Origin of the sequence: Pseudoclavibacter sp. Z016, from assembly GCF_002931215.1 — a bacterium.
Taxonomy (GTDB): domain Bacteria; phylum Actinomycetota; class Actinomycetes; order Actinomycetales; family Microbacteriaceae; genus Pseudoclavibacter.
In genome coordinates, this window is record NZ_PSTU01000002.1 from 23,780 (window position 1) to 48,087 (window position 24,308).

The window sequence follows — 24,308 nt, forward strand, 5'->3', positions numbered from 1 at the left end:
CATATTGGGTACAGTTCGGCCATGAGAGAGTCAACGTTGCGCTTCGGTGCCCAGACCGATGAGGTCACGAGCCTTCTCCGAGTCGTCAACCTCGTGCGCATGGGCGAGGCACTGACCCGCCCGCAGATCGGCACCGTCACCGGCCTCGGCCGCGGCGTCGTCACCCAGCGCGTCGAGCAGGCCATCAGTATGGGCTACCTCGAAGAGGGCGATGTCGGCCCTTCCTCGGGAGGGCGGGCGCCACGCACGCTGCGCTTCCGCGGAGAGAACGGACTCATCGTCGTCTGCGCCCTCGGCGCGCTGCACATCCACGTCGGCCTCGCACAGCTCGAAGGCGATGTCATCGCACAGGCGCACCTCGACTGGGAGATCTCGCGCGGACCAGCCGCGACCCTCGACGCAGCTCTCGGGCTCGTCGAAGAACTCCTCGCCGCAGACACGAAGAGCCGAGGCAGCGAGCTCCCCGTCTGGGGCATCGCAGTCGGTGTCCCTGGCCCCGTCGACTTCGAGTCCGGCAGGCCCGTTGCACCACCCATCATGCCCGGGTGGAACGGCTTCGACATCCGCCGCCGCTTCGAGCAGCGCTTCGACGCGCCCGTCTGGGTGGACAACGACGCCAACCTGCTTGCGCTCAACGAACGCACCAACCGCCAGGTCCCGTCGGTCGATCTCATCTACGTCAAGGTCGGCTCGGGAATCGGCGCCGGCCTCGTCTCGCGGGGGCGCATCCACCGTGGCGCGAACGGCGCGGCGGGAGACATCGGGCACGTGAAGGTGTTCGGGTCGACCTCGCAGTGCCGTTGCGGGAAGATCGGCTGCCTCGAGGCGGAGGCTGGCGGATGGGCCCTCGTTCGGGATGCCCAACTCGCGATCGAAGCCGGTGACGACGGGCTCCTCGCGCGACGCTCGAAGGAGGGCGAGGAGCTCAACCCGGAGCTCATCGCACTGTGCGCCGAAGACGGCGACGCGCTGGCGATCCAGCTCGCGCAGCGCTCGGCGAAGATCATCGGCGAGTCGATCTCCGCGCTCGTCAACATGTTCAACCCGAAGGTCATCGTCGTCGGCGGCGCCCTCGCCTCGGCCGGCGAGATCTTCCTCGCCGAGGTCCGGCAGCGCGTCTACGAGCACTCGCTCCCACTCGCGACCCGCGACCTCAACATCGTGGTCTCAGCGAACGACGTCCGCGAGCCACTGCGCGGGGGTGCCGCGATGGTGCGCGAGCAGCTCTTCGAGGAGACGTTCACGCGCTGGTTCGCGGACGGGCGCCCCACGATCGCAGGGCTCGCCCTCGGTCGCTGACACCAGCGCGCCACTGCGAGCACACCTGGTACCTCTGTTACTTCTTCCGATTTTCGACATAAGCCTGTAGGTTAACTCCTAAAGCTGGTATCGGCCGTCACAAAGGAGTGTCATGCCCAGAATCGACCCGCGCAGCCCCGACCGCCGGGGAGCACGCCCGTGAGCCTCGCGATCCTGCTCGACGACGCCCTCCGCAGCGATGGCGATGGCTTCTCGCTGCGAGTCTCCCTGCCCTGGATCCGCTCCCTCCCCCTCGCCAGCCTCCACGAGCTGCGCGTCACGATCGACGGACAGAGCGCACCGCTCCCCGAGCTGGCGCCCAGCCCCACGTGGTGGTTCGTGCAGGACCGCATCGTCGTGCACTCGAACGTGCGGCTCGAGCCCGGCCAGCACGAGGTGCTCGTGGGCTTCAAGCTCCTCATCCCCAATATGGGCGCAGGACCGAACCAGCCGCTCATCCTGCCCTTCGCCGCCGCCCGGCGCCTGGAACTGGACGCGCCGCTGGCACCGCCGCGCGCATCCCGCGACCTGCCACTCGAAGCCGTCGGGAGCCCCGCGTGAGCGCGCAGCTGCCCGAGGGATGGACGCTCGCCGCCTCGGCGTTCAACTGGTCGCCCGAGCTCATGATCGCCGACCGGACCTCCCCCGAGATCGCGGCCTCCATCGGGGCATCCGGCGTCGCGAACGTCATCGAGCTCGAGGCAGCCCAGACGTGGCGCACATTCCCTGATCCGTCGGATGCGGAGACCTCCAGCATCCGCTCCGCCCTCGACGCCACGGGCACCTCGGTGAGCATCGTCGGCGCGAGCCTCGACGACTGGCTCACGGCCACCACACGCCGCTCCGAGGACGAGCGCTACGCGTTCCTGCTCTCCCAGCTTCGGGCAGCCGAGCGGCTCGGCGCGGAGGGCATCCGACTTCCGCTGGGACAGGCGGGCCCCGCCCTCCTCGAGCGCCTCCTCCCCCGCCTGCACGAGCACGGCCTCACGCTCTACGAGGAGCTGCAGGGCCAGCAGTCGCTCGACAAGCCGCAGAACGCGGCGGCCGTCGAGGCCGTCGCAGCGATCGACGACACGAGCATCCGCCTGCTCCTCGACATCAGCATGCTCATGCCATCGCTGCCGCCCAGCTACCTCGCGAGGCTGCGCGCGGGCGGGGTGGATGCGTCGCTCGTGGACGCGCTCGAGCACGACTGGCGGAACCCGGCGACGCTCGACGCCGTCCAGGCCGCGCTTCGCGGCGGGACCGTACCGCGGCCGGTGCACACCCTGTTCATGAACCTCGTCATCCGCTTCGGGCGTTCGGACGCGCGCGAGCTGCGCGAGATCCTGCCCCTCGTCGGCGGCGTGCACCTGAAGTTCTGGGACCTCGACGACACCGGCGGCCGCATCTCGAACCCCATCCGCGAGATCTCCGCCGAGCTTGCCACCGTCGGATTCACGGGCACGCTCTGCAGCGAGTGGGGCGGCCACGAGTGGATCGACTCGCTCACGCCGGAGCAGGCGACCCGCGCCCACCTGGCCCTCGCCCGCGAGGCCATCTCGGAAGGCGCCTCCACGCCGGTGACTGCCTGAACTGCCCTGCCCGCGCAGAGAAGTGCGGCAGATGCAGGCTCCCGTTCCGGGGAGCATGCACCTGCCGCACTCTTGTGGCCGGGCAGGGGCTGCTTAGTCCTGCTTCGTGGAGAACGCCGAGTCGAACGCCGCCTCCGACGGACGATACGTGGACAGCTTGCGCACGAACCCCAACGCCTCCGGAGCCCCCACGAGACGGTCCATACCCGCGTCCTCCCACTCCACCGACAGCGGGCCCTCGTAGCCGATCGCGTTCAGCATGCGGAAGCAGTCCTCCCACGGCACGTCCCCGTGCCCGGTCGAGATGAAGTCCCACCCACGCCGCGGATCCGCCCACGGCAGGTGCGAGGACAACCGCCCGTTGCGGCCGTTGCTGAGGCGCTTCTTCGTGTCCTTGCAATGCACGTGATAGATCCGGTCCTGGAAGTCCCACAAGAACCCCACCGGGTCGATGTCCTGCCACACCATGTGCGAGGGATCCCAGTTCAGGCCGAACGACTCCCGATGCCCGATCGCCTCCAACGCACGCTTCGTGGTCCAGTAGTCATACGCGATCTCGGACGGGTGCACCTCGTGCGCGAACCGGACCCCGACCTCCTCGAACACATCCAGGATCGGGTTCCACCGGTCCGTGAAGTCCTGATACCCCGCATCCACCATCGCCTCCGTGGCAGGAGGGAACATCGCCACGTACTTCCAAATCGACGAGCCCGTGAAACCCGTGACCGTCTTCACACCCAGCGCCGCAGCCAGGCGGGCCGTGTTCTTCAGCTCCTCCGCCGCCCGCTGCCGCACGCCCTCCGGCTCCCCGTCGCCCCACACCCGGTCGGAGACGATGTCCCGGTGCCGCTGATCGATCGGGTCGTCGCACACCACCTGCCCCTTGAGATGGTTCGAGATCGTCCACACCTTGAGACCATTGCGCTCGAGAACGTCGAGCTTGCCCTGGACGTACTCGGCGTCATCCCACCGCCACGGATCGAGGTGATCACCCCAGCAGGCGATCTCCAAGCCGTCGTAGCCCCACTCCCCCGCGAGGCGAGCAACCTCCTCGAACGGCAGATCGGCCCACTGACCGGTGAACAACGTGACAGGACGAGACATGCTTCTCCTCTTAATTAACGTTCTCGAATGCTGAACTAACGTTCTCGAATGCTTGGGCCGCGCTGCTCAGACAGCGACGGCGGAGCGGGTCTCGACCCACGCGCTCTCCGCTGCCGAGCTGCGCTCGACGGCGTCGAGCACACGCTGCACGCTGAGCCCCTCTTCGAAGCTCGAGTGCAGCGGGGTGCCGTCTGCGATGGCGGTGACGAGGTCGACGACCTGGTGAGTGAAGCCGTGCTCGTAGCCGAGCATGTGACCGGCCGGCCACCAGGCTGAGACGTACGGATGCTCGGGCTCGGTCACGAGGACCTGCGCGAATCCCTGCGCCCGGCTGTCCGCCGTGCGGTCGTAGTACTGCAGCGAGTTGAGGTCCTCGAAGTTCCAGGCGAGGGCGCCGAACTCGCCGGAGACCTCGATGGCGAGCGCGTTCTTGCGGCCCGTGGCGAAGCGGCTCGCGTCGAACGAGGCGAGCGCCCCGCCCGAGAGCCGTCCGGTGAAGATCGCGATGTCGTCGACGGTCACCGCCCCAGTGCCAGAGCCGTCGGCGAGCGGACGCTCGGCGATGATCGTGTCGATCGTGCCGGAGACCCGGTCGACGCTCTGGCCCGTGACGAACTGCGTGAGGTCGATGGCGTGCGCCCCGATGTCGCCGAGCGCGCCCGAACCCGCGAGTTCCTTCTGCAGGCGCCACGAGAGCGGTGCATCCGGGTCGACCAGCCAGTCCTGCTGGTAGGACGCACGCACCCGGTGGATGCGCCCGATCCTGCCCTCGGCGATGAGGTCGCGGAGCAGTGTCACGGCCGGCACGCGGCGGTAGGTGAAGCCGACCATCGACCTCACGCCGCGCTCTGCTGCGCGCGCAGCCGCATCCGCCATCGCCTCGCCCTCGGCGACCGTGTTGGAGAGCGGCTTCTCGACGATGACGTGCTTGCCCGCCTCGAGCGCCGCGATGGCGATCTCGGCGTGCGAGTCACCCGGCGTGACGATGTCGACGATGTCGATGTCGTCTCGCCCGATGACCTCACGCCAGTCGGTGGCCGACTCCTGCCAGCCCCACTGCTTCGCGGCCTCCGCGACCGCGTTGCCGTTGCGCCCGACCACAACCGCCATCTCGACCTCGGCTGGCAGGCCGAAGACGCGAGGCGCCTGCCGCCAGCCGACCGAGTGAGCGGCCCCCATGAAGCCGTAGCCGATCATGGCCACGCGCAACGGCCGGGTCATGCGAGGACCACTTCGCGCTCGACGGGGACGCGGTTGGTGACATAGCGGCCCGGCGCGATCTGCATGTAGAGGAGTCGCATCGTGAGCACGACCTCGACCGTGAGCTTGTCGCCGGCGGCGGGCACCTCATCCAGTTGGATGACGATGTCGGGCCGGTCGGAGAGGAACCAGAGGGTCTCCGACTGCTCGGGCAGCTCGTCGATCGCGTACGAGCGCCCGGCGAGGTCGAAGCGCAGCCTGTCCTTCGGGACGGACACCCCGTTCACGTTGACCTCGACATTGTCGACGGCCGACAGCCACAGGCTGCGGTACCAGGGGATCTGCACGGAGACGCTGATGCCGTCCTCGCGCCGGGTGACGTCCTTCTCGGCGAAGAGCGAATTGTGTGTTGCCATGTTTCTGTTCCCTAGCCTCAGGCGACCGTGAGGCTGTTCGCCTCGGCCGCTGTCTCTTCGATGGCACGGCGCATGAGCGCGTGCTGCTGACGCACCTGCTCGACCGGGTCGCTCTCGCCGAGGTCGGCGAACGCGTGGCCCTCCCACTCGCTGGAGAGGTAGCCCTGGTAGCCGCCCTTGACGAACTGGCGCACGATGCGCGCCGTGTCCATGGCCGGCTCCTGGCCGTGCTCATCGATGTCGTAGAACTTCGCGTGCACGTGGAACATCTGCGGCATGATGTCGAGCCACTCCTCCGGCTCGACGAGGCCGTGCATGTTGAACGCGAGGCGCGTGAACGGGCCGAGGCGGGCGAAGTCGAACTTCTCGGCCGTGAGGAAGTCCTCGAAGGCCTGGTTGCGCACGTGCATCGGCTGCGGGCGGCGCCAGATCTCGTCCATGACGGGGAAGTACTCCTCCGGCATGCCCATGCTGCTCAGGGTGCGCAGCAGCCGCGGCGAGAGGCTGTGCATCGTCGAGCTGAAGTCGGCGGTGAAGCCGAGGCGGTCGCTGCCGAGGTCCTCGTACATCTCGCGGATCGCGTGGATCTGCGGGGCGTTCGGGCCGGAGGGGGCGTGGATCTCGTAACCGAGACGCTGGTCGTACTTCTCTGCGAGCGGCAGGAGCCGCGCGAGCAGCTCCTTGCCTGCTGAGCGGATGACGACGGTGCGGAACCCGAAGTCGTTCGCCGTTGCGAGCTGGCGGGCGAAGAACTCGTACTCCTCATCCGGCGTCATGTCGCGGTCCTTGCGGCGCCCCATATCGAGGTTCGTGCCGACGGCGCTGGGCTCCAGCTCGTAGCGCTCGAGGGTGTCGCGCCAGAACTTCACGAACTCGTGGTCGGTGTCCGGGTAGGTGCGCAGCAGCTGCGCGATGTTGAACTCGACGCCGGTGCCCAGGCCCTCCTTGTGCACGGCCTCGACGAGCGTCTCCGGCGTGTAGAGGCCGGCCGCGAACTCCGAGGTGAGCGAGTAGAGGGTGATGCCGAGCTTGATGCCCGTTCCTGCGATTCCATCTGTCATGGTGTTCTCCTTCTGGTCGCGGCGGTCAGCTGCGTACGGGCAGTGCATGGTGGGCGGCGAGGATGCGCCGCGCCTCAGCGGGGTCGGTGATCATGCGCGAGCCCGCATCCGCTGCCGCGGAGCGCTGGACGGCGTGCTCGGCGCGGATGATGTCGAACGGGCTCTGCCAGTGGTTCCAGTGCCAGCCCTCGTACTCGCTCGAGACGGCACCGGAGTAGCCCTGCTCGACGAGCAGCGCGATGAGCTCGCGGACGGGAACCGAGGGCTCCTCCCCGTGCTCGTCGATGCCGAAGAACTTGCCGTGCACGTGCTTGACCCACGGCATGATCTCGAGCCAGTCCTCGACCCGGGCCGGGCCGAAGAGGCCGGTGCCGTTGATGGCGAAGTCGATGCCGAAGTCGGGGCGCCCGTGCTTCGCGGCGAGGCCGATGAAGGAGCCGAAGCGCTTGCCGTGCACGCCCTGGTCTGCTGGCGGACCCTCCGCGTAGTAGCCATCCCACAGCTCGACGAGCTCGGCGAGCAGCTCCTCCGAGGCGCCGCGGCGGCGGTAGGCCTCGACGGCGGACGGGGCGAACGCCTTGGTGGTGGCGCCCCAGTCGGCGGTGAAGCCGAGGTACGGGGACCCGACCTGCTCGAAGCGGTCGCGGAGCGCGAGGATGCGGGGGTGCGAGGCGTACTGGTCGGCGTGCACCTCGAGGGCCAGCGTCACGCCGTGCTTCTCGGCGATCGGCGCGAGCTGCTCCATCGAGTCCGGCGTGATGGAGATCTGCACGCGGGCCACGGGGAAGCCGAGCTTGGCGGCCGCCTCGATCTGCCGCGTCATGTACTCGACGAGCTCGTCCTGCGAAAGCAGGCGGTCGCGGTGGATGCCGATGTCGGCGTTGACCGCGAGCGAGGTGCGCACGAGGTCGAGCTCCTCGACGAGGTCCGAGAACCAGCCGGCGAACTCGTCGGTGATATTCGGGAAGCCGCGGATGCTCGAGAAGCCGATGAGCTCGAGTCCGGGCCCGAAGCCCTCGGCCGCGACCTTGCGGATGAGCCCTTCGAGGTCGTACTCGCGCCCGTGGAACGCGCGGGTGAAGCTGTAGAGGGTGACCCCCTGGATGGGGGTGCCGAGCTCGCTGCTCATGCGGAGACCGCCTTCATCGTCTTGGAGTTGTGTTCTTCGATGCGGAGCACCCCGTGGTCGGTGATGATGTACGGGATGTAGAGCTTCAGGTCGACGTCGACCGTGTGGTCTCCGTCTCCCGCCGTGATGGGGATGTCGCCTTCGACGACAACCGAGTCGGTCGGGAACCACCACTCGCTCGTGTCGCCGGCGAGCTCATCCGGTGCGTAGGTCCTGCCGTTCATGGTCCAGCGCAGCGACTCGAGTGGGGCGGCGATGCCGTCGACCGAGAGGCCGAACTCGGAGATGCAGGATGCGGGCAGCGAGCGGTACCAGGGCAGGCGCACCTCCACCGAGGTGCGTGTGCCGTTCGTCTTGAGCGTGTCCTGCTCGATGATCCGATCAGGAATCATGGTGGCCTCCTAGCCAGTTGTCAGTCATGGTCAGTGCTCGGTCGTCTGCGACGCGAGCGCTGGTGCGGTGGTGAGCCTCGCCGCGACGTCGCGGGCGCCCTTCACGGCGAGCGCGACGCTCGTGAGGGTGGGGTTGCAGGCGGTCGAGGTCGGGATGACGCCGTTGCCGGCGACGTAGAGCCCCGGCACGCCCCAGACCTCGCTCGTCGGCGAGCAGACGCTCTCGCCGTCGTCGGTCTCGCCCATGCGGGTTGTGCCCTGGTAGTGCAGGGATGCGCCGAAGGGGAGGCGGATGACGCGCTCGTCGAGGGGTTCGCCGACGGCGTCGCCGAGCACGCGCAGCTCGGCCTCCGCCGCATCCATCACCGCTCGGTCCTTGTCGGTGGCGGTGTAGTGGATGCGCACGGCGGGCATCCCGTAGCTGTCGAGGTGCCCTTCGGTGAAGAGCACGCGGTCGTCGCGCTGCAGCTCCTTCGCGCAGAACATGCCGAGCCCCACGATGGAGCCGGGGATGACGGCGTCGTCGACCGCGACCGGCACGGGGGACGCGTCGAGCTGCATGACCTGCCCGTGGAACGGCTTCGCGTCGGTGTACGGCACCCAGCTGACGCCACTCGTCTCGCTGATGGCGCCAGCGGCCTTGTCCTGCACCGTGTCCGCAGATACCTCCGGCGCTTCGATGCCCGTGATCCGGGCGGCGAAGACGACCTGCGACTGGTCGTTGAGGTAGCGGCCGAGCGCATCGGGTCGGATCCCGGAGGCCCACAGGACCTGCGGGGTGCGGAGCGCGTCGGCGGCCACGACGACCACTCCGGCCGCGACCACGCTGAGCTGCGCTGCGCCGGCCTCGCTGAGGTCGCGCACCTCGACTCCCGCGACCGCGCCGTCGTCGCCGAGCACGGTCCGGGTGACGAGGGACTCATCGAAGAGCTCGAAGTTGGGGTTCTCGCGTGTCACGCCGCCGAGGACGACGTCGGAGCCCGACCAGACGAGGCGCCCGTCGTCACGGCGCCGCACGGCGAGCGGCATCCGCTGCACGCGGGCGGCAGGCTCGCGGCCCCCGTCGACCACCGGCGAGAGCCGGTCGCGGATGAGCTGGCTGAAGGGGGCGCCCTCGAACGCGTCGGTCGTGACGCCGAGCAGGCGCTCGGCCTCGCCGAGGAGTTCGTCGAGCTCGCCCGTCGCGTCGAGGAAGCCGATGCGCTCGCTCTCGCCCGGGCGCGGGCAGGCGCCCGTCCAGTGTGCGGACATGCCGCCCACGTTGCTCGACATGGCCGCGACGGGCATCCCGTCGCCGCCGTCGACCGAGAAGTCGCCGTCGGGGAGGATGTACGTGCCCGGGCGCGACTGTCGCTTCCCCTGCGCGAGGGCGACGGGACTGTTGAGCTTGGAGGCCGCTTCACCCGGCCCCTCGGAGCGCCGCTGGGCGGAGCTCCGAGCTTCGAGGTCCTCGATGTTCTTGACGTGCGCGCCCGGCGGGTTCGAGACGGTCGGCCCGACCTCGAACATCGCGATGCGCAGCTCGGGTGCCGTCTCGCTCAGGATGCGCGCGTAGCTCGCGCCGGCTGGTCCGCTGCCGACGATGGCGACGTCGACGCGCTCCGGGTAGCGGCTCATGCCGACGCCGCGGCTTCCTTCACGAAGGCCACCGATGCAGCCGACTCCGTGGTCGGGTAGTACTCGAGGCCGATGGGGCCGTCGTAGCCGGATGCGCGCAGCACGGAGAACTTCTCGGCCCAGTCGAGCGAGCCGCTGCCGGGCTCGCCGCGGCCCGGCGCATCCGCCAGCTGCACGTACTTGACGATGTCTCCGGCGTTGGCGAGCTCGGCCGCCATGTCCTCGCCCTCGACGGCAGAGTGGTAGATGTCGTAGAGCACGCCGAAGTTCGGGGAGTCGACGCCGCGGGCGACGTAGACAGCCTCCGAGGTGCGGTCGAGGAGCGAGCCGGGGTGGTCGACGCGGACGTTGACCGGCTCGAGCACCAGCGTGATGCCGGAGCCCTCGATCTGGGTGATCGCCTTCTCGTAGATGGCGATGAGCTCGTCGAGCTGCGTCTGGCGCTTCGAGCCGCCGAAGCCCGTGCCGCTGCCGACGACGATGCGAGGGCAGCCGAGGTCCTGCGCGATGGCGACGCCCTCGTCCAGGCACTGGTAGAAGAAGGAGTGGTCCTTCGGCGGGATCATGAACTGCGTGCGCGGCTCGGCGAGCTGCGCCGTGAGCTGCGTGCCCGTCTCCTCCAGAGCCGCCTTGAGCGCGGGGAGGTCCTTGGGCTTGGCGGGTGCATCCTTGCCCGTCGGCCCCCACATCTCGACGGCGTCGAAGCCGGCAGCCGAGGCGGCGCGGACTCGGTCGTGGTAGTCGCCGGCTTCGGTGAAGAGGAGTTCGATGTTCGGTGCGAGCTGGTACATGGCTGGTCCTTTGCGGGGTTCGAAGAGTGAGGGGTCGACGCGTGGAGGTCGAAGCCCGAGGCGGGCGATGCGCTAGAGGCGGTCGGCGAGCTGACGGATGAGGGAGTGCTGGCGGCGGACCTGCTCGATGGAGCGCCACGGTTCGCGCTCGCCCTCGTATTCGCTCGAGAGGTAGCCCGTGTACCCGGCGTCCTTGAGGGCCTTGAGCACCGGCTCCCAGGGGATCTGCTGGTCCTCGAGGCGCTCGTCGATGTCGTGGAACTTGGCCTGGATGAACACGACGTGCTCGATGATCCCGGCGATGTCGGCCGGGTCGACGCCGATGCCGTCGAGGAAGTCGGGGCGCTTGCCCGGCAGCTCGCCCGGACGCAGCGGGATCGGCCGGTCCTGGAAGATGCCGGTGTCGAGGAGCAGCCCGAAGTGCTTCGTGCCGGTGCGCGTGATGAGCGCGATGTAGTCATCCACGACCTCGTGCTTGATGGGCGTCGGCGAGTGGATCTCCGGGCAGATGATGACGTCGAGTTCCTCGGCGAGGGGAAGGCTCAGCTCGACGGCTTCCGTCCAGCTGTGGTGCGGCACGAGGTCGCTCGTGACGACCCCGATCTTCGGGCGCACGAACCTGAAGCCGAGCCGCTTGGCGAGGCGCAGGTCGCGCTGCAGGATCTCGGCGCCCTCCGCCGCGGTGAGGTCGCGCGCCTGCGCTCCGCTCGAGAAGAGCCGCGTGTCGATCCAGGAGCCGTAGTTCGTCGGCTCGAGCGAGTACTTGTCGAGCAGCGCGAACCACTCGTCGACCCAGTCGTCGCTCGGGTTGGGGTAGTTGGGGATGTGCCCCTCGCCGAGGATCTCGACGCCGGTGGCGCCGAGGTCGGCGATCGAGCGCAGCGCGGTCTCGAGGTCCATGACGGTGCCGTAGTCGCCCATGTAGCTGTAAAGGGAGACGCCATACGCGAACTGGGCGCCTTCTGCCTCGGGCGTGAGGGTGACGTGCTTCGTCACCTGGTAGCGGCTCGGCTGGTGCTCGAGCGGGATGTACGACATCCGCAGGCGCAGGTCGACCGAGAGCTCGTGCACGCCGTCCGGCAGGCCGCCCTCGAGGGGGACGGTGACGGTGGCGGGTTCGTCGAGCTGCCAGCGCACATCCTTCGACACCCACAGCTCCTCGAGCGTGTACGTGCTCCCCTGGAGCGTCCAGAGCGGGACGGTCGGGTCCACGTCGACGACGCCGGGGATCTGAACGCCGACCCCGTCGATGAGCGAGGCCGCCATGCCGCGGTACGACGGCATGCGGAGCTGGAATTGGAACCCGGTGACCGTGTCGCCCTCGCGCACGTTGCGGAAGCCGACGGACTGGATGAGGTCTCTCTCGAGAAGCATCGTTGCTCACTCTCTGTGTCTGTGCGTCCACTCTACGCACTTATGTCGGTTTCAGTCATAAGAAAGACTGATGTGCGCCTTAGGTGCTGCGGATGCGGGCGGACCGGCCGTAAGAGCGGCGCCCGAGCATCCGGAATCCGCCGCTGCACGGCCGCCGCACGGCCGCCCTCGCCTCAGTCGGTCCGCACACCTGGGGCTTGTGCACCTGCGGGCGCCCTTTCGCCTGCGCAACCCCCAGGTCTACGCAGAACCCCGCCCACGCACGCGCCTCCCCACGCCCGCGCGCCCACAGACCCGGGCCATGCGCACCTTCGGGAGCCCCACAGCCTGTGCAACCCCCAGGTCTGCGCAGAACCCCGCCCGCGCGCCCGCAGACCTGGGCCCTGCGCACCTTCGGGAGCCCCACAGCCTGCACAACCCCCAGGTCTACGCAGATCCCTGCCCGCGCGCCCACGCGCCCAGCAGACCTGGGCCACGCGCACCTCCGGGAGCGCCACAGCCTCCACAACCCCCAGGTCTACGCAGAACCCCGTCCACGCGCCCACAGACCTGGGCCCTGCGCACCTTCGGGAGCCCCACAGCCTGCACAACCCCCAGGTCTGCGCAGAACCCCATCCACGCGCCCACAGACCTGGGCCCTGCGCACCTTCGGGAGCCCCACAGCCTGCACAACGCCCAGGTCTACGCAGATCCCTGCCCGCGCGCCCACGCGCCCAGCAGACCTGGGCCACGCGCACCTCCGGGAGCGCCACAGCCTGCACAACCCCCAGGTCTACGCAGATCCCTGCCCGCGCGCCCACGCGCCCAGCAGACCTGGGCCACGCGCACCTCCGGGAGCGCCCCACAGCCTGCACAACCCTCAGGTCTCCGCAGAACCCCGCCCACGCGCGCGCCTCCCCGCGCCCACACGCCCACAGACCTGGGCCTTGCGCACTTACTGGAGCCCCACAGCCTGCGCAACCCCCAGGTCTCCGCAGATCCCTGCCCGCGCGCCCACGCGCCCACAGACCTGGGCCTTGCGCACCTACTGGCGCCCCACAGCCTGCACAACGCCCAGGTCTGCGCGACGCCCGAGACCACACATACCTGCACCTCCACCCACTCCCCGCGCCTCCGCCCACTCCCTCCAAGCGCAGATGTGGGGGTTGCGCATGTGAATCAACGGATTCACGTGCGCAACCCCCACGTCTGCTCAGCTCAGAGCGCGGCTGGCGGCTCAGGCCAGCGCCTGCACCTCCCGCATGCTGCGGCGGATGAGCGCGTGCTGGCGCTGCACGAGCACAAGCGGGTCGACCTCGCCGAGGTCAGCGAAGGCGTGGCCCTCCCACTCGCTCGACATGTAGCCGGAGAAGCCGCCGCGCACGAACTCCTCGGTGATCGCGCGGTAGTCGATCGCCGGCTCGTCGCCGTGCTCGTCGATGTCGTAGAACTTGGCGTGCACGTGCAGGATCTGCGGCATGATGTCCGACCACTCGCGCACATCCACGCGGCCCTGCATGTTGAAGGACAGGTGCGCGAGCGAGCCGAGGATGCCCGGGTTGATGCCCCGCCCCTCGAGGTACGCGATGAACGCCTGCTGGCGCTCGCGCATGGGCACATCGGTGCGCCAGATCTCCTGGAGCTTCTCCACCGCGGCGTCGTCGAGGCCGCGCTTCTTCACCGAACGCAGCAGCGTCGGTGCCATGCTGTGCATCGTCGACGAGAAGTCGGCGACGAAGCCGAGCAGCGGGGAGTCGAACTCCTCGAAGACCTCGCGCACCTTCACGATGGGCTCGGCGTTCGGCCCGAGCGGCGCGTGGATCTCGTAGCCGAGCTTGAGGTTCAGGCGCTCCGCGATGGGCAGGATGCGCCGCAGCAGCTCCGGCTTCGCGCTCTGGATGCGCACGAGCGGGAAGTCGAGCTTCTTCGCCGACTGCAGCAGCGTCTCGGTGAACTCGAACTCCTCGTCGAGGCTCATGTCGCGCGACCGGTTGCGGCCCATGTCGAGGTTCGCGCCGAACGAGCTGGCGTCGAAGCCGTACTTGTCGAACGCGCTGCGCCACTTCGCGACGAACTCGTCGGAGACGTGCGGGTACGTGGGCACCATCTGGGAGGCGACGATCTCGATGCCGGGCCCGATGCCGAGCTCGGCGACGCGCGCTAGGAGGGAGTCGAAATCGTACCAGCCGGCCGCGAACTCGGCCGTTGCCGAGTAGAGGGTGAGGCCGAGCTTGAAGGGGTCGCTGTCGCGGGGCTCGGCGAACTCGCCGAGTGCATCCGCCGCCGACGCCTCGAAGTACGGGGTGGTCGCAGCCTCGACGGCCTCGCTCGCGACGAGCGTGCGGGTCACGTCGACGTGGTTCGGGACGTAGAGGCCCGGCTCGATCTCGCTACCCGGCTTGATCTGCATGTACGGCAGTCGCAGGTCGGCGACGAGGCGGACCTCGTGCTCGCTGCCGTCCGCGATCGGCTCGTCGAGTTCGACGACGAGCCGCGGGCGGTCCTGCAGGAACCACAGCACCTCCGACTGCTCGGCGATGTCGTCGAGGCGGTAGCTCTCGCCACGGTGCTCGAGGCGCAGCTTCGAGGCGTCGATCGCGGCGCCGTCGATCTCGAGCGCGAGGCCCGTGACCGAGGAGAGCCACACGCTGCGGTACCAGGGCAGCTGCAGGCTGAGCGCTGCGCCATCCGGGTGGGGGAAGAGGCTCTGCTCGCTGAGCAGGGTGTCTTGCGTTGCCATGTGGGGTCTCGATTCCTAGTGCTTGAGTCCGCCTGCGAAGCCCTGCATGAACTGCTTCTGGGCGACGAGGTAGAAGATGAGGATCGGCACCATCGAGATGATGACGATGGAGAAGATCTGGTTCCACTGCGAGACGAGCGCGCCGACGTAGTAGTACATCGCCACGGGCAACGTCTGGAAGTCGGAGCCGCCGAGGAAGATGAGCGACGTGAAGAAGTCGTTCCACACGATGAGGCCGGCGAGGATCGCGACCGTTCCGGTGGCCGGCGCCATGAGGGGCAGGATGATCTGGAAGAACACCTGCGTGGGGCTCGCCCCGTCGAGGGCCGCAGCCTCCTCATAGTCGGTGCCGAGTCCGCGGAAGAAGTTGGCGTACAGGAAGATCGCGAGCGGGAGGAGCATCCCCGTGTAGAGCACGATCATGCCCCACAGCGAACCGGTCAGGCCGAGCGCGCGGGCCCCCATGTAGAGGGGAACAGTGCCGAGCTGCGTGGGCAGGATGATCGCGATGAGGAAGATGTAGTACGACACCTGGGTCCAGCGGCGGGTGCTGCGCGTGATGACGTAGCCCGCGAGCGCCCCGAGGATCACCATGCAGAGGATCGTGCCGCCCGTGATGATGATGCTGTTGAGCAGGCCGATGAGCACGTTCGACTGCCCCGTCGCCGTCATGACGTTGGCGAAGTTCTCGACCGTCCACGTTGCGGGGAGCTCGGTGGCAGAGGTTGAGAAGACCTCCTGGTCGCTCTTGAACGCTGTGATGACGAGGAAGTAGAACGGCAGCAGGAACACGATGGCGACGAGCCAGACCGCGACTTCCCTGATCAGCGTGAACTTGGTGTACCTGAACATGTCAGCGTCCCTTCTCGGGGCGTTCGGCCGTGAGCTTCTGCTGGAGGACGGCGAAGATGAGGATGATGACGGTGAGGATGAGCGCGAGCGCCGCTCCGTAGCCGAAGTTGCCGAGCGAGAAGGTCTGCTTGTAGACCTCCGTCGCGAGCGTCTCCGTGGCGCCTGCCGGCCCTCCGCCCGTGAGGGCCATGACCTGGTCGAAGATGCGCAGCCCGTTGACGAGTCCGAGCGTCGTCGCGATGGCGACGGCCGAGCGGATCGAGGGGAGCGTGATGTACCAGAAGCGCTGGAGCATGCTGGCGCCGTCGATGGCGGCGGCCTCTTCGATCTCGACGGGCACACTGGCGAGGCCGGCGATGTAGATGACCATCGTGAAGCCCGTGTTCTGCCAGACGATGACGATGAGGACCGCCCAGATCGACCACTGCGGGTCTGCCAGCCAGGCCTTCTGGTATTCGGCGAAGCCGAGCATCCCGAGGAACGCGTTGAGCGGGCCGTTGAACTCGAAGATGAACTTCCAGATGTAGGCGACCGCGAGCGGGCTGAGCACCACCGGCATGAAGAACAGGGTGCGGAGGATGTAGCGCGTCTTGAGCCCGCGGTTGAGTGCGAGGGCCAGGATGAGGCCGGCGATGTTGGTGAGGATGACCGAGCCGAACGCGAGGAACAGCGTGTTGCCGACGGCGCCGATCTTGCTCGGGTCGGCGAAGATATCGGCGAAGTTGTCGAACCCGACGAACGTGAACGAGCCGATGCCAGACCAGTTCGTGAACGCGAAGAAGCCTCCGGCGGCCGTCGCGGCGTAGTGGATGAACGCCACGAGCACGAGGCCGGGCAGCACCCACCACCAGTGACCGAATTGGAGAAGGGGACGCCCCTTGCGGGGGAGGGCGGCTTTCTTGCCACCCTCCCCCGTGGGCGACTGGTCTTCAGCAGCTGACTCGGTCTTGCCGTCGCTGTGCAGTGTCGCAGTCATGAACTGGCTCCTTTGCTACGTGTGGATGCGGTGGGTGCCTGACCTTGAAGGTCAGCTGTCCCAGGCCGCATCCATTGCCGAGAGGACGCCGTCGACCGTGGTCTGACCGGTGAAGAGGCCCTGGACGCCCTTCTGCAGCTCGTCGTAGACGGCCTGGTTCGGCCAGAGGCTGTTCGGCAGCGGCGTGTAGGAGCCGTCGGTGAGGACCTGCTCGACGCTGGCGTACGCGGAGCCTTCGAATTCGTAGTTCTCGATGCCGGAGACGGGGAGCGCGCCGGACACGTCGGAGAAGAGCTTCGCGCCCTCATCGCCCGCGACCCAGTCGAGGAACGCCTGGGCGGCCTCCTGCTTGTCGCTCGCCGCGTTGATGGAGAGCGAGTAGTTGGAGCTGGCGAGCACGTACGGCTTGCCGCCGTCAGCGGACGGGAAGGGCTCGATGGAGAAGTCGAGGTCCGGGTTGGCCTCGGCCAGCTCGTTGGCGGAGGAGCCGGGGAGGAAGCCGCCGAGCGAGGTGCCCTGCGTGATGTTGTTCGTGATGACGTCGAAGCCAGCACCCTCGGCACCAGGCTGGAAGCAGCCCGCATCCTTGAGGTCGATGATCGTCTCGAGCGTGTCCTTCCAGCCCTGCGAGTCGGCGAAGGTGACGTCGCCGGCTTCGCGCTGCTCGTTCCAGTCAGGGGTCTCCGCGTAGACGCGGGTGGCCGAGATCGACATGGCGGTCATGCCCGTGTTGGGGCCTGCGGCTCCGGCGATGACGATCATCGACTTGCCCTGCGAGGTGAGGTCGCCGCACTTGCCGATGAGCTCGGCCGTGTCGGCGGGGTAGCTGGTCACGCCAGCGGCCTCCGCCGAGGAGTTGCTGTAGACGAAGCCTGCGACGGTGAAGTCGACGGGCTGCGCGAGCACCTGGTCCTCGTAGGTGTAGAGCGCCTCGCTGCCGTCGGGGATGACACCGGATGCGGTCTCGCCGAGGGGTGCGAGGAAGCCCGCCTCGCCGAGGCTGAGGACCGCCTGGCCCTGGCCCGATCCGGGGGCCGTCTGGATGACGTCCGGGGCATTGCCTGCCTGGAGCTGCGTGCGCAGCGTCTCGCCGTAGCGGTCGTTCGGCTGCGGGTTGAGCGTGATCGTCACGTCGGGGTTGGCTTCCATGTACGCGTTCGCGAGCGCCTCGTACGGGTTCTCGAGGTTGTTCGAGGTTGCGTAGGTGAGGGAGAACTCGGTGGCGCCGCCGCCTGCGGTGTCGCCGCCGCCGCCGCTTGCGCAACCGGAGAGAGCGAGGACACCGGCAACCGGGAGGGCGAGTGCTGCGCTGAGGCGCATCCGCTGGTTACGGGAGTGAGACATTTTTTGCCTTTCTTGACAGCGTTGTCGAAGATCCTCCGGCCGTACCGGAGCTGGGTTCAGTCTGGCAGGCTTGTGCGCAAAACACACATAAGTAGTTGCGATGCTCCGCATAACTCACGGCCCGGAACCCGCCGAGCGCATCACCGAGACGGATATGCTGGCGCCACACCCCCGATCCGGAGGCACAACGACGTGACCACAGAAACACCGCTCTCCAGGCTCGACCTCAACCTGCTCGTCTCACTCGACGCCCTCCTCACGGAACGCAGCGTCACCAGAGCGGCAGAGCGACTGCACCTCAGCCAACCCGCGCTCAGCGCATCCCTCGGTCGTCTTCGCACGCACTTCAACGACAAAATCCTCGCCCGCACCGGCAACACGTACGAGTTGACGCCCCTCGCCGTGCGCCTCAGCGAGCTCACCGCCACAGCCCTCGACTCGGCCAGGCGCGTCTTCGACAGCCAAGCCGAATGGAACCCGACGCAGTCGACCCGCGAGTTCACGGTGCTCGGCTCCGACTACGGCTTCGCGACCATCGGCGCCGCCGTCTCCAAGCTCGCCGCCGAGACCGCCCCGGGCGTGCGCTTCCGGTTCCGGATGCACAACCCCTCCATCGTCGAGGACGCCATCGCGCAGCTCCGCTCGGTCGACGCAATGATGATCCCCCACGGCTTCCTCAGCGACCTCCCATACAACGACCTCTTCACCGACGAGTGGCGCATCATCTGCACCGACGACAACCCGCACGTCGGCGAGCAGATCACGATGGAGAACATCGCCGAGCTGCCGTGGGTGTTCAACTACCTCTCCCGGTCGGCGTTCACCTCGGCGAGCAGGCAGATCCGCGAACTCGGCATCGAGCCGACCGTGGCCGCCGTCGTCGAGGGCTTCCACGTGCTCCCCCACTTCGTCGAAGGCACCAACCGGCTCGCCCTCATGCAGAAGCGGCTCACCGACGTGCTCATCCCGAGCGAGGGATTCCGCGTGCTCGAGCCACCCTTCGACGCGACCCCCATCTCGGCCGCCCTCTGGTGGCACCCCACCCACAACAGCGACCCAGAGCACGCGTGGATGCGCCGCCTCTTCGCGCAAGCCGGCGAGGCCATGCAGGCGGAGGTCGGCGCGGCGTAGGCGGCAGGCCGGCGCGGCGCTTCCTCGAATCCACTGGTTTCGGGATGGGTTTCACGCTTGCAGATCGCTTGCAAGCCATCCCCAAGCGCGAAACCCATCCCGAGATTCGCTCGCCAACGTCAACACCGCGCGGAAACTCCTCGGGATGGGATCCTCACCTCGGCGCAAAAGGCCACCCGCACGAAGCGCCAAACCCATCCCGAGAATCGCTCAGCCACTCCGCCAGCACCCGCCCGCGATCTCGAGATGGCTTCCACGCACGCAGACGGCTTGCAAGCCATCCCGAAGCGCGAAACCCATCCCGAGATTCGCTCAGCCATTCCGCCAGCACCCGCCCCCCTGTCTCGGGATGGCTTCCACGCACGCAGATGACTTGCAAGCCATCCCCAAGCGCGAAACCCATCCCGAGATTCGCTCGCCAACGTCAACACCGCGCGAAAACTCCTCGGGATGGGATCCTCACCTCGGCGCAAGAAGGCCACCCGCACGAAGCGCCAAATCCATCCCGAGACTTGCTCAGCCATTCCGCCAGCACCCGCCCGCAATTTCGGGATGGCTTCCACGCACGCAGATGGCTTGCAAGCCATCCCGAAGCGCCAAAGCCATCCCGAAACAGGAGTAGTCAGCGGATCGGCGGAAACGCGGGGCAACGGGGCACCCCATCAGTGCGCCGCGGACCAGCGGACCAGCGTCAGTTGGGCTGCCGCCAGCGGATCGGCGGATCAGCGGATCAGCGGATCAGCGGATCGGCGGATCGGCGGATCGGCGGATCAGCGCTTACCGGGTCAGGATGAGGGCGTCGCCCTGGCCGCCTCCGCCGCAGAGGGCGACAGCCGCGGTTCCGCCGCCTCGGCGGGAGAGCTCGTGCACGGCGTGCACGACGACTCGGGCACCGGATGCTCCGATCGGGTGGCCGAGGGCGATCGCGCCGCCGTGCGGGTTGACCACCTCGTCGGACACACCGAGCTCGGCCTGCGACTGGACGACAACCGCGGCGAAGGCCTCGTTGATCTCGATGTGATCCAGCGAGGAAGCGGCGATCCCCTGCTTCTCGCAGGCGCGGGCGATGGCGCGGGACGGCTGCGACTGCAGCGACGCGTCGGGGCCGGCGACCTGGCCGGCGGCACCGACCACGGCGAGCACGTCGTAGCCGTGCGCGTCCGCGAAGGCGCGGCTCGTGAGCACAACCGCCGAAGCACCGTCGGAGATGGGTGAGGCGTTGCCAGCCGTGATGGTGCCATCCGCCGTGAAGGCCGCGCGGAGCCCGGCAAGCGACTCAGCAGTGGTCGAGGGGCGGATGCCCTCATCGCGCGTCACTCGCACGGGCTCGCCGCGGCGCACCGGCACGTCGACGGCGACGATCTCGGCGTCGAAGAGGCCAGCATCCACGGCCGCGGCGGCACGCTGATGGGAGCGCGCGGCGACGGCGTCCTGCGCCTCGCGCGTGATGCCGAGGCTCGTGTTGTGCTGCTCGGTGAGCAAGCCCATGCTCAGGCCGGAGGCCGCATCCGTCAGCCCGTCGTGGGCCATGTGGTCGAGCGCCTCGACAGAGCCGTAGGCCCAGCCCTTGCGGGAACCGGCGAGGAGGTGCGGCGCCTGGCTCATCGACTCCATACCGGCCGCGACGACGAGCTGCGCGTCGCCCGTCTTCAGCAGGCGAGCGGCGTCGATGACTGCCGTCAGGCCCGAGAGGCACACCTTGTTGATGGAAGCGACGTGCGCCGAGGCCGGGATGCCCGCGGCGAGCGCCGCCTGACGTCCAGCGTTCTGCCCGACGCCGGCGGACAGCACGTGCCCGATGAGGACGGCGTCGACCTGCGAGGCGTCGATGCTGGCCTGCGCGAGCGCGCCGCTGATCGCGGCGGCACCGAGCTGCGGAGCGGTCAGCGTCGAGAGCTGCCCATTGAGCTTGCCCTGCGGGGTGCGCGCGGCGGCGACGATGACGATGTCACTCGGACTCGGGACGCTCGCCATTCCACCAGCGGAAGGACCGCCCGCGATGTCGACGGAGCCGCCGGCTTCGCCGCCGATCGCACCGCTCCGGAGCGAGCCGCCTGCGTCAAATCCGTCGTCTCGGTTCGTGCTGCTCATGCGCTGACGCGTCCTCTCGTTCGTGCCCGCGACGCCGCCCGGGCGCGGGGAACCGGCACGGCTTCCACGGCCGCGCCGATGACATTGCTGACTTCGCCGATGCGCTCGACGCGCAGCTCGACGACGTCGCCCTCGGCGAGCGGGGGCGGTGTGAGGGAGCCCGCGCGGCCCCACAGCTCGGCGAGGCACCCGCCGTTGCCGGCGGTGCCGGAGCCGAGCACATCGCCCGGCACGACCCGTGAATTGCGGGACGCGTAGACCAGAAGCTGAGGGAAGGACCAGCCCATGTTCGAGAGCAGGTCGCTGCCGATCAGCTCGCCGTTGACCAGCACCTGCAGCTCGAGTTCGAGGAAGCCGTCGGCGTCGTGCGCGTCCGAGAGCTCGTCTGCGGTGACGATCCACGGGCCGAGCGTCGCGGCGAAGTCCTTGCCCTTGCAGGGACCGAGGCGCACCTTCATCTCGCGCGACTGGATGTCCCTGGCCGACCAGTCGTTGAAGACGCTGTAGCCGAAGACGTGCCCGGCGGCGCTGGCCTCGTCGAGGTTCGCCCCGTCGCTGACGTCGACCGCGCCCACGATGACGGCCACCTCGAGCTCGAAGTCGAGCCGCTCGGTCACGGGCGGGCGGATGCTCGCCCCGCTGCCCACGAGCGAGTGCGGGTTCGTGAAGTAGAAGGTTGGCGCGTCGTACCACTCGGCGACGACTCCCGAGTCGCCGTCGATGGACTTCACGACGCCTTCGACGTGCTCCTCGAACGCCACGAAGTCGCGCACGCTCGGCGCCTCGATGGGCGCGAGCAGTTCGACGTCGGACACCGACGGCGCGAGGCCGAGCGAGCCATCCGCCCAGGCCCGCTCGATGAGCGAGGTCGCGGCCGCGTTGGCGCGCTCGAGCCCGAGCCGGGTCGCCCCGAGCACGGTGAGCCCATCGGCGAAGGCGAGCAGCCGGTCACCGCCCTCGTGCGCGACGACAACCCCGTCGTGTGCGCTGCCGTCGTGCATCCACCTGGCGTATCTCACCGGGCCGCCTCCACGGAGTTCCACAGGCGAGGCAGTCGCGCGGCGTTGCCGAATAGGACCTGCGCCTCGTCGTCGACGCCGAGCTCCGCGTCATGCACGCGCTCGACGGGGTTCTCGACGCCCATGTCGAAGGGGTAGTCGGAGCCGAGGAGCACCCGGTCGGCACCGACGGCGGCGACGAGGTTCCGCAGCGCGTCGGGCGTGTGCACGAGCGAGTCGAAGCTCAGCTGCCGCAGGTACGTGGACGGCGCGCGCAGGCACGTGCGCGCTTCGGGCCGCACCTCCCAGGCGTGGTCGGAGCGGCCGATGAACGTCGGCAGGTAGCCGCCGCCGTGGGCCGCGATGAGCACGAGGTTCGGGAAGCGATCGAGCACGCCACCGAAGATGAGGTGCGAGATCGCGGCCGCGTTCTCGGCGGGCTGGCCCACGGTGTTGGAGAGGTAGAAGCGGTCGAGGCGCTCGTCGAGGCTGCACCCGAACGGGTGCAGGAACACGATGGCCTCGAGCTCCTCGGCGCGGCGCCAGAAGTCGTCGAGGCGCGCGTCGCTCAGCTCGACATCGCCCGCGAACGACGATAGCTCGACGCCGGCCAGGCCGTTGGCGAGCACGGCATCCTCGAGTAGCTCGACGAGGCGGTGCGGATGCTGGAGCGGCACGAGGCCGAGCCCGCGGAGGCGGTCGGGAGCACCGGCGACGTGCGCGGCGATGGCCGCGTTGGCCTCCTTCGCCGCCCAGACGGCGAGCTCTTCGCCCGCCCACGGGTAGTAGTGGCTCGGCGAGGGGGACACGAGCTGCATGTCCACGCCCTGCACATCCATGACCGCGAGGCGCTCTTCGAGCGAGATGAGCTTCGGGAAGCGCGACTTGATCATGGCGCCGGAGGCGGCGAGGCTCTCTGGCCCGTTGCGCTTGGCTTCGAGCTCGCCGGCGGCGGCGAAGCCCTCCGGGTCGCGTCCCTGAACGGCGCCCTGGAGCGCGGGGAGGAGGAGGTGCGCGTGCACGTCGACGATCTGGCCGGCAGCGCCGGAAGCACGGCCGGGAACGCTCGCGGCGGTCATGCCGGCACCGCCACGAGCTGCGCGACGCCGCCCATGAGGGCGGGCACGTTGCCGTCGCGTTTGCCGTCGAGCTGCCACTGGCCGAGGGTCGTGGACGCCTCGACGACGTGGGCCGCGCGAGGGAGGCGGCGGGCGTGGAAGTCGTCCCAGAACGGCTGGTCGAGCTGCTCGCGCTCGAGCAGCATCGTCGCGAGCACGAGCCCGTCCTCGGCGGCCTGGGCCGCGCCCTGCGCGATCGTGGGAGGGCAGCTGTGGGCGGCGTCGCCGATGACGACGACGCGGCCGCGGTTCCATGCGTCCGGCACGACGTGCGAGGTGAAGAGCGTGTAGTGCACGCGGGCCGACTCGGTGAGCGAGTCCCGGATCTCCTGCCACGGTCCGCCGTAGCTGCCGGCGAGGTCGCGCATGATCTCGACGCTCTCGGCGGGCGTGAGGCCACTGCGGTCCTGGGCCTTCTCGACGAGGTACGCGTAGATGCTGTTCTCGCCGGTCGGGCAGTAGCCGGCGATGAAGCAGCGGCCGCCGTAGTAGAGGTCGGTGTGGGTGACCTCGGCGGGGCGGGCCACGAAGGCGCGCCAGATGCCCATGCCGGTGCGCTCGGGCTTCGTCTCGATGCCGACGAGCGATCGGGTCGGCGAGTTGAGGCCGTCGGCGCCGATGACGAGGTCGACGCGCGACGTGTCGCCTGCATCCGTCGTGAGGGTCACGCCGTCGGCGTCCTGCTCGAGGCCCGTGACCGTGGTGCCGTAGTGGATGCGCGCACCGACTTCATGGGCGCGCTCGGCGAGGATCTTGGCCAGGTCCGGGCGGTACATGCCGGCCGTCGCGGGGTACTCGGGGCCGCCCGTGCGGGTCTCGGTGAGACTCGCGATGACCGTGCCGGCCGGGTCGGGGGCGCGCATGCTGACGTCGTCGAACGAGTAGGACTGCTCCTGGATGCGTTCCCAGACGCCGACCTGGTCGAAGACGCGCAGGGCGTTGCCCTGCAGGGTGATGCCGGAGCCGAGGGCCGTGATCTCGGACTTCGCCTCGTACACGTCGACCTCGACGCCGCCGTCGGCGAGGATGATCGCGGAGACCATGCCCGCGACTCCGCCTCCGACGATGGCGACCTTGGAAACTGCACTCATGATGGTCCTGCTTTCTGCGTCTGCGTTGACG

21 protein-coding genes are annotated in these 24,308 nt (G+C 68.9%); 4 read left to right on the forward strand and 17 right to left on the reverse strand.

What is annotated here, in order from left to right; genetic code table 11:
• Window positions 1–21 precede the first annotated feature (21 nt).
• The 3 genes from C5B99_RS00280 (at window position 22) to C5B99_RS00290 (ending at window position 2,873) form a co-directional block, all read left to right on the forward strand.
• Window positions 22–1,299, forward strand: a complete 1,278-nt coding sequence (locus C5B99_RS00280) for an ROK family protein (protein ID WP_104239779.1) — start codon at window positions 22–24, stop codon at window positions 1,297–1,299.
• A 159-nt stretch (window positions 1,300–1,458) separates the two neighbouring features.
• Window positions 1,459–1,860, forward strand: a complete 402-nt coding sequence (locus tag C5B99_RS00285; RefSeq protein ID WP_104239780.1) for a hypothetical protein — start codon at window positions 1,459–1,461, stop codon at window positions 1,858–1,860.
• Window positions 1,857–2,873, forward strand: coding sequence for a TIM barrel protein (locus C5B99_RS00290; RefSeq protein WP_104239781.1), 1,017 nt, complete (start codon window positions 1,857–1,859; stop codon window positions 2,871–2,873). Before C5B99_RS00285 ends, C5B99_RS00290 begins: the two co-directional genes overlap by 4 nt.
• Before the next feature lie 93 nt (window positions 2,874–2,966).
• Here C5B99_RS00290 and C5B99_RS00295 read toward each other — a convergent pair whose 3' ends face one another.
• From C5B99_RS00295 to C5B99_RS00355, 13 genes are all read right to left on the reverse strand, one after another.
• Window positions 2,967–3,977, reverse strand: coding sequence for a sugar phosphate isomerase/epimerase (locus tag C5B99_RS00295; protein ID WP_104239782.1), 1,011 nt, complete (start codon window positions 3,975–3,977; stop codon window positions 2,967–2,969).
• Between the two features lie 66 nt (window positions 3,978–4,043).
• A complete protein-coding gene (locus C5B99_RS00300; RefSeq protein ID WP_104239783.1) occupies window positions 4,044–5,198 on the reverse strand; it encodes a Gfo/Idh/MocA family protein in 1,155 nt (384 codons plus the stop codon).
• Window positions 5,195–5,593, reverse strand: coding sequence for a DUF6379 domain-containing protein (locus C5B99_RS00305; protein ID WP_104239784.1), 399 nt, complete (start codon window positions 5,591–5,593; stop codon window positions 5,195–5,197). The genes C5B99_RS00300 and C5B99_RS00305 overlap by 4 nt, the downstream gene beginning before the upstream one ends.
• Before the next feature lie 17 nt (window positions 5,594–5,610).
• Window positions 5,611–6,654, reverse strand: coding sequence for a sugar phosphate isomerase/epimerase (locus C5B99_RS00310; protein WP_104239785.1), 1,044 nt, complete (start codon window positions 6,652–6,654; stop codon window positions 5,611–5,613).
• 25 nt (window positions 6,655–6,679) lie between these two features.
• Window positions 6,680–7,783 carry a sugar phosphate isomerase/epimerase gene (locus C5B99_RS00315; RefSeq protein ID WP_104239786.1) on the reverse strand — a complete coding sequence of 368 codons (1,104 nt, stop codon included), beginning with the start codon at window positions 7,781–7,783 and terminating at the stop codon, window positions 6,680–6,682.
• The gene (locus tag C5B99_RS00320) at window positions 7,780–8,175 is read right to left on the reverse strand and encodes a DUF6379 domain-containing protein (RefSeq protein ID WP_104239787.1); all 396 of its coding nucleotides are present in this window, start codon (window positions 8,173–8,175) and stop codon (window positions 7,780–7,782) included. The genes C5B99_RS00315 and C5B99_RS00320 overlap by 4 nt, the downstream gene beginning before the upstream one ends.
• A gap of 30 nt (window positions 8,176–8,205) precedes the next feature.
• Window positions 8,206–9,792: a GMC oxidoreductase gene (locus C5B99_RS00325; RefSeq protein WP_104239788.1), complete on the reverse strand. Its 1,587-nt coding sequence runs from the start codon at window positions 9,790–9,792 to the stop codon at window positions 8,206–8,208.
• Window positions 9,789–10,583, reverse strand: coding sequence for a TIM barrel protein (locus tag C5B99_RS00330; protein ID WP_104239789.1), 795 nt, complete (start codon window positions 10,581–10,583; stop codon window positions 9,789–9,791). Before C5B99_RS00330 ends, C5B99_RS00325 begins: the two co-directional genes overlap by 4 nt.
• A 72-nt stretch (window positions 10,584–10,655) precedes the next feature.
• Window positions 10,656–11,957 (reverse strand): DUF6379 domain-containing protein, encoded by a 1,302-nt coding sequence (locus C5B99_RS00335; protein ID WP_104239790.1) that lies wholly within the window; start codon window positions 11,955–11,957, stop codon window positions 10,656–10,658.
• A 1,216-nt stretch (window positions 11,958–13,173) separates the two neighbouring features.
• On the reverse strand, window positions 13,174–14,676 hold the full coding sequence (locus C5B99_RS00340; protein ID WP_104239791.1) for a DUF6379 domain-containing protein: 1,503 nt from the start codon (window positions 14,674–14,676) through the stop codon (window positions 13,174–13,176).
• 15 nt (window positions 14,677–14,691) lie between these two features.
• Complete coding sequence (locus tag C5B99_RS00345; protein ID WP_104239792.1) at window positions 14,692–15,528, reverse strand: carbohydrate ABC transporter permease; 837 nt, start codon at window positions 15,526–15,528, stop codon at window positions 14,692–14,694.
• A gap of 1 nt (window position 15,529) precedes the next feature.
• Entirely contained in the window at window positions 15,530–16,504 is a 975-nt protein-coding gene (locus C5B99_RS00350; protein ID WP_104239793.1) for a carbohydrate ABC transporter permease, read from the reverse strand.
• Window positions 16,505–16,555: 51 nt separating this feature from the next.
• Entirely contained in the window at window positions 16,556–17,848 is a 1,293-nt protein-coding gene (locus tag C5B99_RS00355; protein WP_104239794.1) for an ABC transporter substrate-binding protein, read from the reverse strand.
• A gap of 192 nt (window positions 17,849–18,040) precedes the next feature.
• Between C5B99_RS00355 and C5B99_RS00360 the strand changes: the two genes are divergently transcribed.
• Window positions 18,041–18,979 (forward strand): LysR family transcriptional regulator, encoded by a 939-nt coding sequence (locus C5B99_RS00360; RefSeq protein ID WP_104239795.1) that lies wholly within the window; start codon window positions 18,041–18,043, stop codon window positions 18,977–18,979.
• Window positions 18,980–19,756: 777 nt separating this feature from the next.
• Here C5B99_RS00360 and C5B99_RS00365 read toward each other — a convergent pair.
• From C5B99_RS00365 to C5B99_RS00380, 4 genes are all read right to left on the reverse strand, one after another.
• Window positions 19,757–20,953: an acetyl-CoA C-acetyltransferase gene (locus C5B99_RS00365; RefSeq protein WP_104239951.1), complete on the reverse strand. Its 1,197-nt coding sequence runs from the start codon at window positions 20,951–20,953 to the stop codon at window positions 19,757–19,759.
• 113 nt (window positions 20,954–21,066) lie between these two features.
• Window positions 21,067–22,089 (reverse strand): fumarylacetoacetate hydrolase family protein, encoded by a 1,023-nt coding sequence (locus tag C5B99_RS00370; RefSeq protein ID WP_258062979.1) that lies wholly within the window; start codon window positions 22,087–22,089, stop codon window positions 21,067–21,069.
• Window positions 22,086–23,147, reverse strand: coding sequence for an amidohydrolase family protein (locus C5B99_RS00375; protein WP_104239797.1), 1,062 nt, complete (start codon window positions 23,145–23,147; stop codon window positions 22,086–22,088). Before C5B99_RS00375 ends, C5B99_RS00370 begins: the two co-directional genes overlap by 4 nt.
• Entirely contained in the window at window positions 23,144–24,277 is a 1,134-nt protein-coding gene (locus tag C5B99_RS00380) for an FAD-dependent oxidoreductase (RefSeq protein ID WP_104239798.1), read from the reverse strand. Before C5B99_RS00380 ends, C5B99_RS00375 begins: the two co-directional genes overlap by 4 nt.
• Window positions 24,278–24,308 lie beyond the last annotated feature (31 nt).